Here is a 13,778-nt window from a genome sequence, read left to right on the forward strand (position 1 = left end):
AAGAGGCAATCATACAAAAGTTGACCCACATGAACTGAAAACACTTGCTCAGAGATCTATCGGTCAGAACATAGATGCAAACAATCTTGAGATTGAATATCTTCTGGGAATGATCGAATTTCTTGAGGAAAAGAAGAAAATCTATACGAAAAAAATAGAAGAATATGCCCGCCAGCTAAATTCTCCTATTTTCAGTATTCCAGGCATTGGTTATACGACTGGACTATCCATTTTAAGTGAAATTGGAGATATCGCTCTTTTCTCATCTGCCACAAAAGTTGTCGCTTTCGCAGGTGTCGATCCAAGCGTATATCAGTCTGGAGAATACCAGGGAAACGGCCTAGCCATTTCAAAACGAGGCTCTAGATATCTTCGTAAGGCTCTTTATCAGTGTATCCTCACAGTGTGTAATAACAGTTCCACTTTCAAGAACTATTATAACCTAAAGAAGAGCCAGGGTAAAACACATTTATGCGCTCAGGGCCACTGCGTAAGAAAACTGATCAGAGTAATCTACAAGCTGCTGACACAAAATATCAAATTTGATGAAACTGCGCTAGTATAACCTTTGCATAACTATATTCATAGTATTGCTAGAAGGCCAGGGCCTTTTGTGTACACAAATATTCAGTTTTCAATATACTTCTAAAATAATATGGTTCAATAACAGATGATTAGTATGAAATCGCAACTGTTATTTAATGAGATCAGCCAAGGAACAAAGATAATGTGATAAAACTTCAATTTTTACTTGAATTCCTTATAGTTGGCTTTAGTAGATAAATATCATTAAATTGTAAATAGTATGTAAGATAATTGAGTACATTATCGTATTTGTTTTATTAGATATATAACCAAGAATTAATCCGATTGGAAAACGTATTAATAGATTGATAAGAATATCTTCGTTAATATGTAAGATAAATGAGAATAATAAAGCACTTATAGCAATTGATATCCACACTTTATATTTTTGTTTAAGGACATCTAAAATGAGTGTTCTATATGTATATTCTTCTCCAAGACTAACTATTGAGTAATGTAGTATAATTATGATCATCATGGAGAGTGAATCAAATTTATTTATGAATAGTAATCCATAAATTATTGAGAATACTAATAAAAATGTGATTGTAAATATGATTTCTTTAATAGAAATATTCTTATTTTTTATTAAGAACTTACTCAATGATTTTGGTAAGAGATAAAGTGAAATGATTGTAGGTAGCGTTAGCGTTATTAACATAGATATTTCTTTTGTTTTTACAGGAATGATACTGAAAGTAATCATTAGTAAAAGTAAAATGCATGAAGTTATTACGGAAATTGTTAAACTGGTTAATAATGCATAATCTTTTTTTAAGTAATCATTCATCTTATCGTCCTCTCCTATTGTTTTCTATCCTAGCTTAAATATTCTCTTTATGCGTAGATATGTCGTATTCTGTATAAAATGATGTCGTAATTGGTAATAAAAAGAGATATCTCTTATCTAAAGGGATATCTCTTTATTGATTGGAATAATGATAAGTGCAGTGTATTTTTCATTATGATAATTAAAATCATAATATCCTTTAAGACGATCAACTCTTTCTTTAATACTGCTAATACCTATTCCATATCTTTTTCCTTTTTCTGATTTAATCAGTTTATTTGAAATGTCTGTTTTTATTAGATTAGCAGTATTTTGAATATTAAAGATGAGTTTTCCTCTATCATAGTTTACTGTTATATTGATAATTTTTTGTTTATCTTTATTTAAACGAAGTACACCTTCTATCGCATTGTCTAAAAGGTTTCCCCATATTGCACTAATATCAATGAGTAAATTGTGATTGATTTCTAAATTGTTGGGAATTTTCAAATTAGTTGTATATGTGATATTGTGTTTTTTCATTTCTAACAATTTACTAGTTAAGATGGAATCTATAGCTATACAACCCGTGTATTTACCGTATTGAAGTACTTTTGTATGTAACAAGGTATCTATTTGTTTTTGTGCTTGTATTACATCGTTATTTTGTATACTTGAATCTATTGTGATTAAGATATTTTTTAAATCATGTTTGAGTTTTCTTATTTCATCTTGGTTTATTATTTGTTGGTGATAATAATGATTTTGTTTTTCTATTTCTAAGAACCGTTGTCTTTCATAGTTTTCTTTTAGAAACTTGTTATAGATTATGAGGTAACTTAAGTTAATAAGTATCAGACTTATACAACTTATCAATCTTAAAAGTGGTGATAAGTCTGATATAAGATAAAGAATAACTAATGAAGATGCTGGAATAATGGATAAGATGAGGTATTCTCTTGATGTTAAACCAATAGCATTATCTTCTCGATAGTACATGAGTACTTTTATTATTGCGATAACGGAGAAATAAAATATGATATTAATGATGAAACAGATAGCTACTTTGATTATATCGTTACTGCTTATATCACTGAGTGCGAAAGTTGCATATGTGCTTTCAAAAAGAGTTAAGCTAAATACAAATGATATAACATGATATATTTTTTTCTCTATTGATCCATTCAAGGTTAATGAAGCTAGTATTAACATGAAGAATATAAGTAATAGGATACGTCCTAATATATTATCAGGTATGAATTTTATCATTATCAGATAAATAAATGAGATTATGATAAATATTTTTTTATTCACTTTGAATGAAAAGAAACCATTAAAATACGTATAGAGGATATATGTTTGTAGAAAAGTTATAAGTATAATAAAGAAATAGAATAAGATTATTTCAATGATTGACATATTCCAACCTTCCTTTGTACATAGAGACTATATGCTTGTTTCACTGCTTTTCTTCTACTTCTGCTTATAGGAATAATAAGTCCTGTAGTTAAGTGTATTTCATCGCTTGAAATGATATGAACGTAGTTAAGATTAATGATTGTACCTTGGTTAACTTTAATAAATATTAAGGGGTTAAGTTGTTTCTCTATATTTTTTATTCTTTCATAAAATAAGTTTTCAGATTGTTCTTCTCTTGTAACAACTCGTAACATACGTCCTTTTTCTGAGATGATAACTATAATTTCTTCACAATTTATTTGATATTGTTTATTATTGGACTTAAAAAATACGCTTTCTAAGTTATTGAGAATATCTTCAACAGCTATAGAGAAAACTTGATTGATATCTTCATAATTTACTGGTTTTAATAGATATCGAAATGGAGAGACTTCAAAGCTATCCATTGTATATTTATCAAAACTTGTAACATATATAATAATCATATTACGATCGAATTCTCTAATCTTCTTTCCTGTTTGTATACCATCCATACCTCCCATTTCTATATCTAGAAATAAAATCTTAGGTCTTTCTTTTTCTATTTCTAATATTTTAAGTAGTTCTTCTCCTGACTGGTATACTTCTATTTCTACTTTTATGTTTGTATATTTTTTTGTGATTGTTAACAGGTGTTGTTCCATTCTCATAGAGTGGTTTAATTCATCATCACAAATAGCTACTTTCATATATCCACCCCCTAATTTATATAGTTTAAGAAGATGTTAGCATATACATATCAGTAATGCAATTTCGCCCTGTTTATCACCACTATTTAACTATTTTAAAACATGAGTTGTAAACTCATGCATGTTATTTGCTAGCTCGTATTCACTATTGTAGTAGATTGATTCTAGTTGAAAAGCACCCTCACTTTATGTGAAGGTGCTTTTCGTTACAGACTCTTTTTATCTCTATAAGATTATGCATGTTTTTTCTTTTTAAAGATATCAATAATTGCAAGAACCGCAATAATTAAACAGAATGTTCCCCAAACAGAAAGATCCTTAAAGTAGCTTCCACCAGTAAATGCAAATAATGCAGATAGAAGATAGATAACTACAATTGCGATATTTCCTCCATTTTTTTTCATTCCTCTTACTGCAATCGAGACTATTCCTCCCGCTAACATTAGAATCGCAACAAAAAATCCTAATGCGCCATCTGATGTGCTTGCTCCACCTAAGGATTCCCCTAATCCTGCAGCTACTGACTGAAAAAGAACAACTAGAGAAAATACTATAGATAAAATACCACTAACTAACTTAAAAACTTTCATTTTTTCCCCTCACTTTTCTTAATATGACTATATTTTAACATATACACATGTAATTATACAACTATATGGTAGCAAATAGAGAAAAACTACCACCTTCCTCTTCTAGAAATATATACTAGATAATATCCAATGGTTCATCTTTAATGAGTTTATGTATAGTTAGTGTAGATGCATCTAGATCAGTGTGATGCATATTCACTCCGTGAATATGACTATTATTATAAGTTGTATAGTAGTAGATACCTTCTTCTATGTTTACACATGATGAGTAGATTGTATATTCATAAGCACCAGGTGTTACTTCACATAGACCGTATTGTTGCTCTACTGATCCTAATATCTTGAAGAATTGATGTACGGCACTGTTTTCATCTTCTTTTGATTTAGAATTTAGTTTAGTATAAGCTACTTTAATAAAACGAGATTTACTAGATAGATCACCAGGTAATCCTAATCCACCCATTCCTCTAGAGTAAAGATGTAAGGATGTTCCAAATGTGTTTTCTGGTTGTTTTGGGGATAATGATGCATAATCATTTAAGGCGAAGTTCATGATGTTAAATGGAGGATTATTTGTCATAACACCTACTGGATTATCATAGATATGTAAACCATCTTTCATTGACTCTACTACGATAGCTTCTTCCTTATCCGCAATCATCCAATGTAAAGTAGAATTAGGATATTCTTTAGAGAATGGTTCATCATAGAGATTAATAGTTTTTAGTTTAACTCTTGCTTCTTTAACATTCTTACATGTTGATAGGATATAAGGTATGAATTCAAATGAAGTAACATTATCTTTTGATTCATTATATGGATTTAGATAACTGTAATCTGGGAAATTAAGTCCTGCCATGGATAATCCTTCTTCATTAGTTGCATCATAGAATAGTGGATAATTACCTACTACTGTAGCCATTCCTATAATAGCATAATGAGATTCAATAGCTTTCATCTTTCTCATAATAAAATTATAATGGCGTGGCATGATGACTACAGTCTCATTATAAGAGTAATCTAAATCTAGATTTCTACCGAAATAGTGATTTCCTGAATGATATGTAATTACTGTACACATATGTACACCTCCTTCTTAATTAATATTATAACCTTTATGTGACGTTATTTTTAAAATTTGTGACGATTTGAATAAAAAAGCACTCCAACTTGGAGTGCTAAATTAGGTACATTGCAACAAAAGTTATCTATCCATTTAAATACGAAGTTCTATTAATATGATATTAAAGTATTTTTTATGAGTAAATACGATAAAACAATTTAAGATTTGTCTATAGAAGAAAAACTTTTTCAGTGTTCTTTAGTGCATAGTGTAAAATTTTTTGTGTAAATTCGTTTATCAGAATTTATGTCTGTTGTAATATTTTTCTATTATATATAGTATAATATAAAATATTATGAAATTTAATATATTTTCGAATTGAAAATAAAAACATGGCAGTCAAGACTGATATGTTTTTTTCATCCATCATAGCTTTTTTTATGTTATTCTCCAGACATAAATAATTCTTTATTTTTTTTCAGTAATAAAGACTCAACACTCTTATCTCTTAATCTTATTACAAAAGATCTCTATCATATTTTGTAATACGGCTTTACAAAAAGAACACCCGCTATACACAGCAGGTGTTCTTTAAACAATAACTCTAACTATAAGTCCTTGACTCTTAAGATTAATCCTCAAATTAAAAACATTAGAAGAAGACTGTGTAAGGTATGTTATATTTATATTCTACTTTTCAATAAATTATATCAATTTGTTTTTGTATGCTGATGCTTTTTGGACTATTTCGCCAACAAGTTCATAAACAGTTGTACAAAGATGCATATCTGAAGGTTTTCTTTTTCCATATTGAATAGAAACTTCATATCTATTTCTAGCAATCTCTACAGCACTTTTTTCATCCCCATTCTTTGTTAATAGCTCATATATTTCTTTATTAGCTTTAGAATATTCTTGTCCTGTTTTCTGCTTGTATTTTTCACCAAACTTCCTACAACATTCTTGTGAATCAACCATTTGAGGAATTTTCCCAAAATAACCATACATCCAAACTTCAAAGCAAGGATTAGACCACCCAACATGTATTCCTCTTTTTTTTGCATCTTCAATGATGTTATCAAATCTTGTTACCTGATCACGATCAAACACAATCCACGGTATACGATATTGCGGATCATTAGAAAATAATTCAACACACTTTTTAATAAGCTGGTCTGTCTTTTTTGCTTTTTCAACATGGATAATCAATTTATTTCTCATCCCCTCAGGCAAAGCATTTCGAAGGCCAATAAAATAATTTCGTTCAGTAGCATTTGTATCAGTTACAATTAAATAATATCCTAATGACGGAATTCTACTGTTAATACGACGAGATTTTCGTTTCCCATTTCTTTCTTTTCGTGTCATATTAATTCTCCTCTAATAGACCAATATTGTTCAATGTAGGAATAGCACCATATTTACCTAAAAGATAATTCTTCTCATAGCTTTCATCTTTTCTAATACGTGTACCTTTCTCATCCACAAAATCTACTAAAGAGTAAAGCGTAGAAACACCGTTCTTATCTTTTTCAGTAAACCAGATTTCATCTCTACGTAAAAGTTGATTTGATAACTGCCAAGTATCATGTGTAGTAAAAATCAATTGTGCATTATTCACATTAACCTTCGGATTATAAAATGTTAGAATGATATTTCTAACTAACAATGGATGTAATCTAGCATTTAATTCATCTACAAATAATATACTTCCTTTTTTCAATACAGACTGTAATTCAGAATAAAGAGCGAACATCTTTAATGTTCCTGCAGATTCAGAAGATAAAGGAATCTTTGCCAATTCTTCTGAATTGAGTTTTTTATGTAATGCATCAATAGTATATCTTTCTGCCTTATCATTATCAGGAGATGGTATTTTATTAACTTCAAATCCTTTAATTTGATCATCGAATGAAGAAAAGAAATTTACTACATCATCTTGTACACTCGCATCTTCTACAAAGCCAGACGGCAACATTCTTGATAAGAAGAAATTGCTAACCGCATTACCAAAATCCGCAAATTCATTTTCTTTAAACCAATCACGTACCATTTTACATTCATTAATTTTTAGCTTAGCTCCTAATGATGCTACTAGAACTTGTTGCTCTAAAGCAATCTTAATATTATCACGACTCTTTTTTGAGATACCTGATAAATCAAGTGTGTCTTTATCACGATAAAATATAGTTTTAGATTTTTCAGAGTTAGCTACCCTATAATTCAGCCATTCTTCAGTAACACCTTCTATACCAAGACAGAATCCATAATTATATACATATTCTGATTGATCTTTTGGAAGAGTAAAATACACTTCAAAAGTTGTATCCTCTGCTTCTGATTTACTATCAAATAAAAATGGAGAAGGACGTACTTCATCATATTCTTTTCTATCATCACCATAATTAAATGAATTTAAGACATACTTTGACATGAATGCAAATGCGCTATACACATTAGATTTACCACTAGCATTTGCGCCATAGATTGCCGCTACTGGAAGAATCTTTTCTCCATTTACTTTTTCAACTCTTTCAGAGAACTCAGTAATATTTGTAGCAGATAGATCTAAAGTTGTTTCGTCCCGAAACGACTTATAGTTTTTAAAATCAAACTGTATTAACATGATACTTCACCCCATCTTATATTCTTATATACTATTATATACGTCTCTTTTCTCACATTAAATACTAAATGAGAATTTTTCTCATTAATATAGATATTACTAAATATATATTTATAAATAATTCATTCTATTGAGAGTAATCCTCATTATATCAGTAGAAGACTTTCAGTCAGATTATTCATTTAGGATTACTACTTTTTAATGTTGACCTAAAATAAAAATATGATACTATATAGACAACTTCTCCCTCAGGCCTCTGTGGAAACACATGCACACTTGAGGGCGTTTTGTTTTTTATTCATTAAACACAAAAGGACACCCGTTTTAAGCGGGGGCCTTTAAACGATTGTTAGTGTGGCATCAGTGAAACTGACCACGCCACCTACAAAATATTTAATGAATCATACGTTGCTACTTGTGCACTGATAACAATAAAAACATACAACAGAACAATCTGCTTAAAGAAAGTCTAATGTTTTCATGTTACTTTACCTTTATATCTCTTCTTTAAAAGAAGATACACAATGGCAATCATACTGCTTATGATTGCTGTTACAAAGAAGGAATCTAATCCAAATGTTTTATGGTTATAGATTAACTTGTAATAAATACTCCATACATACATATGCATGAAGTATATGACTGTACTCATTTTTCTTATGAATGGGTAAACAATGGAGTCTTTAAATGAAATAGATGAAACTATTCCAAATAGTCCTATCGATGATAATGAGATTAATATTGAACTTATATGAGGTTGTGTTATTAACACGTTAATAATATATCCTGCTAACAATAGAATCCAGCAATAAGAGCTTTTTAATGATTTCTTAGAAAACATCATTCCCATTGGAATATAGAACATGCCACTAAATATTCTTCCTGAACTAATAGTTAGACTTAGTATTCTTTTGATAACATTGATGATCATAACTTCTTGACCAGTATAATCTGATATATAAGTGAGGCCTATTCCTAGTAGGAATAGAATGACACCTATTATTGTTATTGTTTTTAATGATTGTTTTCTTTTTAATAAGAAGATAATAAACAATAATGAATATATCGTAGAAAGAAGATACCATAATGGCCATGAGTTATATTGTTGTCCTACTAGGAATAGTCCTCTTAGATAGAGATATATGGACATTAATGGAGTACTTTTATCTAAGATAAAACCAATTATTGCAAGTGGAAGATAGATGATATTCCATATTAAGTAGAGTTTCACTATTCTTATTAGATAGTTTTTAATTATGTCTATGTTTTCTTCTTTATGTAGTGGTAATTGTAATTTTTTAGCTAACAAGAAGCCTGAGGCTATAAAGAAGAATGGGACTGCCATGTTTACAAAGCTATCGTATAGTTCATTAATAATAGTTAGTTTTGATTGTTCTAGTGTTATTGTGTGTAGGGCTACCACACAAAATGCCATAATGAGTTTCCATAGATCTATGGAGTTATATCGTTTTGCATTCATGTTTTTCCTCCGGTTGCCCTTCTAAAGAAATTGTCCTTGTTTTATTCTACTATATTATTTATTTGAAATCTAATTTTAGTGGATGTTTGGGGATATATTATAAAAGAACTGATATCAACTAGTGATATCAGTTCTTTCTGATTAAATATACAGCTATTACATTGAATCATACAATTGATCAATTTCATCTAATTCTTTTTGAAGTCTTTCACTGATTTCATTTTCTACAAATTCTTGCTTGATTTTAGTGATAAATCTTATATCCAGGAACAAATGAGAAACTGTATTTAGTAAACCGCCTATATCTAGCGATTTAGGATTTTTTGTTATAGCAGCATTAATAATAGCGCTTGTTGATGCAATAGAGTTAGAGATTAATAATATCTTACGGGTTCTAACTTTGTATAGATCCACATCTTCATCAGGCTTTTTATACAATCCGTGTACAAAAGCGATGATCATATCAAAAAAACGTGATACAGCGGCAGATGTACCCACAATTTTAACATCTCTTGAAAAGCACAATGCATCATAATTTTCTCTGTATAATTTACTTGCAAGCTCTTTATTAAAAATCTCCAGCACTGGAACAGGCAACCCTAATTTGGTATTCTTGTCAGACTTTAGGTGTTGTGATTGTGCAAATATAGCAGCCGCAAGATTAAGTTTATTTTCCATTGTTATATCATAAGATTCTTGAAACATCTTTGATAAGGGAACAATTTCATGTGTAATTTTCATATTTTTGGCATGTGTTTTTGGATCATGTCTAATGATTCTATTTGTTTGCAAATTATCGAAAGTAATACAGTCAGTAAGTATGTTCGCTGTTCCAAAAATCCAGCCAAGGATAGGATCATGTCCTAATGTATGGAGTCTATGATATCTTCCTTCCATATGGATTCCCTGCTTAGCAGATCCTTTGGTAATATCATAGGGGACTGTTTGATATAGTATTTCTATCCACTTACCTGCATCATTCTTCTTTAATTTCTTATCTCTGTACTTATCATTTGCTTCTCGATGTGCTTTTTTTATTGATTTGTCATTATGATCAAGTCTATCCTTTGGATCAAAGCTTTTTCCATATTCGAACTTATTAGCAATATATGGGAATAATAATGTCTTAGTAACCTGTAATACAATCGCAACTGTCAAGACTGCTAAATCTGTTTTATTACCAATTGATGTTTTCTTAGAGAATTTTTCATTTATTTCATCTAATTCATCAAATACTGATTGGATTTCATCAGGTGTCATGAAATCTTCGATTTCAACGACATCTGTGTATTTTGAATGAGCTTGTTCTACAATTTCTTCCCATGATTCTAATTTTGGAGAATGTTCGAGTTTTCTTGTTTTCTCCTTTATTTTTTTAGATAGATCGTCTACTTCTTTTTTCTTATTTAATGAACACAATAGTTTTTGTGATGATGTTATGTTTTCATCTGATTGATTTCTAATAGCTTTCATTATTGGATCATTAAGCAAGTCACTAGAAGCATCTAGATTCATTTTTAAGACCTTATTGATGTCTAATTCTTCTTTAGAATACTGAAATTGTCCCATATCAATTTCTCCTTAAGCTTCTACTCCTAAATCATGCTGTAAATCTTTGATGGCTGCTTTTAACATAAGGTTAAGTCCGTTTAAGTAATCAAATCTTTCCTTATCAGCATCAGCTTCTTCTTTAAGAGCTTTGCAAATAGCTGTTTGTTTAGCTAATGCTTCTTTATATACTAATTCTTTTGCTTCTCGTAATTTTTTATTTTTGGCACGGGATGTAGCCAAAGCTGCACCAGTACCAAGAACAACAGCCGGAGCAGCTAATACAGCGATACCGGCAGCCATACCTCCTCCGATGAGTCCTCCTGCTGTAGCTAACCCACTTGTAATACCTGCCGCACTTAGACCGACAGTTCCTCCAAAATATAATCCTGCAAATCCTAGTACTCCTCCTGCTCCTGCTCCTAGTGCACCAGCAATGGTTTCACTAAATGGTGAATTGGTTAGATTTCTTCCTTTATCATGTAAGGCTTCGTTTGCTTCTACAATAACGTTTTCGACTGCCTTTAATGATTCTTGATTTTTAAATTTCATTTCTTTTTTGTTTTTTACATATTCTCCCATGTTTATGTCTCTCCTTCTAAAATACTTTTAAGAATGGCTTTCTTATGATTTCTACTAGATAATAACATCACTAATGACCCACTGATGTGTCCCAGTAAAAATATATTTGTTAAAATTACTGATTGAATATGAGATGAAAGCAATAAGTTAATAATAAGAGAAAGAAAAGATAATAGGTAAGATGTGTGCTCAATCCTACAACATTTCTGATGCTTAATTTATAGAACTGATAGTAGAAACAAGAAGATTGAGGAGCTTTTAAAACAGTAAACTGTGATTTAAATGAAGAAAGCAACAATCAATAGCAAAGCTAAAACAGCTACAAACGTTAAGACATAAAAAAAGCAGCCACACCTAATGGTAGATGTGGCTGTAATCGTTTGCCGCGCACAGCGCGGAGAACTATTCACTCTGTGTAGTCAGCAGTCTTACTATTTTGTTTTCTTCCCCATTCGTTCTATTGCTCCCGCAATAAGGACGGGAATGATTGCAAAAAAGATTGATCCCTTTTCTCCCCAGATTAGTAATACTACCGCAAGTACAATTGAAATAACTGCTAATACAACTGCTATTAGATGATACACTTTATAGTTCATATTATTACTCCTATCTGTTAAAAGTATTGAAATATAATCTTGTAGAAATGATCATAGAAATGACTGATATAAATGCAATTATAATACAGCTTATAACAATCAATAACAAAGCATTCGCATGACTGATCCAAGAAACAAACATTATACCTAAAGCTGTTTTCTGTATAATATAGACCATTCCCATGATGAGAACTAAAACCAATATATTTACAATTGTACTCCCAAATGAGCCAAAAGCATAAACTGCCGGGAGTAAGAATATGACATACATAATACCAATCAATAAGCCAACCATTGAAATAGATATATGTATCTGTAGACTGAATTGCTGAAAAATAAGAGCTGTAACAACACTTAAAATGAAAGTAATAAGACTAACAAATACAATTAAAGAAATACAGAAAATATATCTAGCTAGAACTATGTTCTTTTTAGTAATTGGGAAAACACCAACATATCTATTCCAGCCATTTTCATCATCAGCAACTAATAAACCAGTTGGAATAGATGCTAATCCAATTGGAATCATTACCGATAGAAATATCGTGCCAGACTCTCTACCAAAAATTGTTACCAGTAGCAATACAAGTGCAATGAGTATCCTGTTTACTACACCTACTTTATTTAAGATAAGCTGAAAATCTTTATAAAGAAGTCCGATCATCCATCTTCACTCCCTTTGCTAAAAATAACAATATTTCTTCTAATGACGCATAATGATTATTTTCATTTTCTTCTTGTGATATATCAACGAGATATTGAACAGTGTTATCTTGGTATAATTTATATTTAATAGTATTCAAAGATAAACCACTAATATCAGACTTAATTATAAAACGATTAAGTAATTCACTTCTTTCACCTTTTAATAAAATATTACCATTTTCAATAAAAACAAAATAATCAGCAACCCTTTCTAAATCACTTAAGATATGAGACGACAACAATACTGTCATTTTATTTTCTTTTACAAACCCCTCTAACAAAGATAAAATCTCTTTCCTTACAATAGGATCAAGACCACTTGTTGCTTCATCCGCAATTAAGAGGCGAGGATGATGAGACAATGCTGAAGCAAAATTCAGTTTTACTAGCATCCCTCTTGAGAAATTCTTTATAGCCTTATTGGTAGGTAAAGAAAAATGATCAATTAAATAATGATACAGTTCTTTATCCCAATTGGGATAAATACCCTCTAGCATCTTTTCAACTTGTAAGACTGAGAATGAATCAGGAAAATAATTTTGTTCTAAGATTACACCTAAGTTAAGTTTTATTCGATATTCATCTTTAGAATAATCTAGTCCTAATATTTTAATACTACCTAATTCACTTTTTATTTGATTTAACAGTAGATTCAAAAAGGTAGACTTACCTGCTCCATTTTCTCCTATTAAACCAACTATAAGACCTTCATTAATTATTAAATTGTTAATCTGTAGTTGAAAATCTTCGTACTTCTTACTTATGTTTAGCACTTCTATTACTGGTTTTGTATTCATTTTATACCTCGCTAAGATTGCAATATCATATATACAATCGTTAATCTATTTCTATTTAATATGATTAACGTGAACAATATGTTTTATCCTTTTAGATACATTGACTTTCTTTAGCTTAATAAATAGTAAATCCATTACAATATAATTGTCTAAACTACTGAGTTAAGTATGTTAATTTGTTGCTACAGAACACCTCCTATTATTAATTATCTTATGTATACTTTGAGTCATGTACTCTAGTATCTATTATATCAATATATTTTTAGAAATATATATTATTGGTGGATGAG

General features: G+C 30.1%; 14 protein-coding genes. 1 reads left to right on the top strand and 13 read right to left on the bottom strand.

The features are described 5' to 3' along the window. Positions 1 to 565: IS110 family transposase (locus tag T513_RS0103960; RefSeq protein ID WP_031589026.1), on the top strand; the 565-nt coding region annotated here is incomplete at its 5' end. A gap of 207 nt (positions 566 to 772) precedes the next feature. Here T513_RS0103960 and T513_RS12640 read toward each other — a convergent pair. The 13 genes from T513_RS12640 to T513_RS0104025 all read right to left on the bottom strand — a co-directional run bounded on the left by T513_RS12640 (position 773) and on the right by T513_RS0104025 (position 13,488). Next, the gene (locus T513_RS12640; protein WP_051654378.1) at positions 773 to 1,375 is read right to left on the bottom strand and encodes a CPBP family intramembrane glutamic endopeptidase; all 603 of its coding nucleotides are present in this window, start codon (positions 1,373 to 1,375) and stop codon (positions 773 to 775) included. A 117-nt stretch (positions 1,376 to 1,492) separates the two neighbouring features. Next, positions 1,493 to 2,353: a GHKL domain-containing protein gene (locus tag T513_RS0103970; RefSeq protein WP_162176418.1), complete on the bottom strand. Its 861-nt coding sequence runs from the start codon at positions 2,351 to 2,353 to the stop codon at positions 1,493 to 1,495. 401 nt (positions 2,354 to 2,754) lie between these two features. Next, complete coding sequence (locus tag T513_RS0103975; protein ID WP_031589029.1) at positions 2,755 to 3,501, bottom strand: LytR/AlgR family response regulator transcription factor; 747 nt, start codon at positions 3,499 to 3,501, stop codon at positions 2,755 to 2,757. A 233-nt stretch (positions 3,502 to 3,734) separates the two neighbouring features. Beyond that, complete coding sequence (locus T513_RS0103980) at positions 3,735 to 4,091, bottom strand: hypothetical protein (protein ID WP_031589030.1); 357 nt, start codon at positions 4,089 to 4,091, stop codon at positions 3,735 to 3,737. Between the two features lie 115 nt (positions 4,092 to 4,206). Next, on the bottom strand, positions 4,207 to 5,172 hold the full coding sequence (bsh, locus tag T513_RS0103985; protein WP_029070992.1) for a choloylglycine hydrolase: 966 nt from the start codon (positions 5,170 to 5,172) through the stop codon (positions 4,207 to 4,209). A 687-nt stretch (positions 5,173 to 5,859) separates the two neighbouring features. Beyond that, positions 5,860 to 6,522 carry an RloB family protein gene (locus T513_RS0103990; RefSeq protein ID WP_031589031.1) on the bottom strand — a complete coding sequence of 221 codons (663 nt, stop codon included), beginning with the start codon at positions 6,520 to 6,522 and terminating at the stop codon, positions 5,860 to 5,862. 1 nt (position 6,523) lies between these two features. Then, a complete protein-coding gene (locus T513_RS0103995; RefSeq protein WP_031589033.1) occupies positions 6,524 to 7,780 on the bottom strand; it encodes an AAA family ATPase in 1,257 nt (418 codons plus the stop codon). A 478-nt stretch (positions 7,781 to 8,258) separates the two neighbouring features. Then, a complete protein-coding gene (locus tag T513_RS0104000; RefSeq protein ID WP_031589034.1) occupies positions 8,259 to 9,260 on the bottom strand; it encodes an acyltransferase family protein in 1,002 nt (333 codons plus the stop codon). Between the two features lie 156 nt (positions 9,261 to 9,416). After that, positions 9,417 to 10,829 (bottom strand): hypothetical protein, encoded by a 1,413-nt coding sequence (locus tag T513_RS0104005; protein ID WP_031589035.1) that lies wholly within the window; start codon positions 10,827 to 10,829, stop codon positions 9,417 to 9,419. A gap of 12 nt (positions 10,830 to 10,841) precedes the next feature. Continuing rightward, positions 10,842 to 11,390 (bottom strand): hypothetical protein, encoded by a 549-nt coding sequence (locus T513_RS0104010; RefSeq protein ID WP_029071000.1) that lies wholly within the window; start codon positions 11,388 to 11,390, stop codon positions 10,842 to 10,844. Between the two features lie 431 nt (positions 11,391 to 11,821). After that, on the bottom strand, positions 11,822 to 11,986 hold the full coding sequence (locus T513_RS12150; protein WP_155266066.1) for a hypothetical protein: 165 nt from the start codon (positions 11,984 to 11,986) through the stop codon (positions 11,822 to 11,824). Between the two features lie 10 nt (positions 11,987 to 11,996). Then, entirely contained in the window at positions 11,997 to 12,650 is a 654-nt protein-coding gene (locus T513_RS0104020) for an ABC-2 transporter permease (RefSeq protein ID WP_031589036.1), read from the bottom strand. Next, a complete protein-coding gene (locus T513_RS0104025; RefSeq protein ID WP_031589037.1) occupies positions 12,631 to 13,488 on the bottom strand; it encodes an ABC transporter ATP-binding protein in 858 nt (285 codons plus the stop codon). Before T513_RS0104025 ends, T513_RS0104020 begins: the two co-directional genes overlap by 20 nt. Positions 13,489 to 13,778 lie beyond the last annotated feature (290 nt).

It is taken from the genome of Kandleria vitulina DSM 20405, assembly GCF_000702065.1.
In the GTDB taxonomy this organism is placed as follows: Bacteria; Bacillota_I; Bacilli_A; order Erysipelotrichales; family Coprobacillaceae; genus Kandleria; species Kandleria vitulina.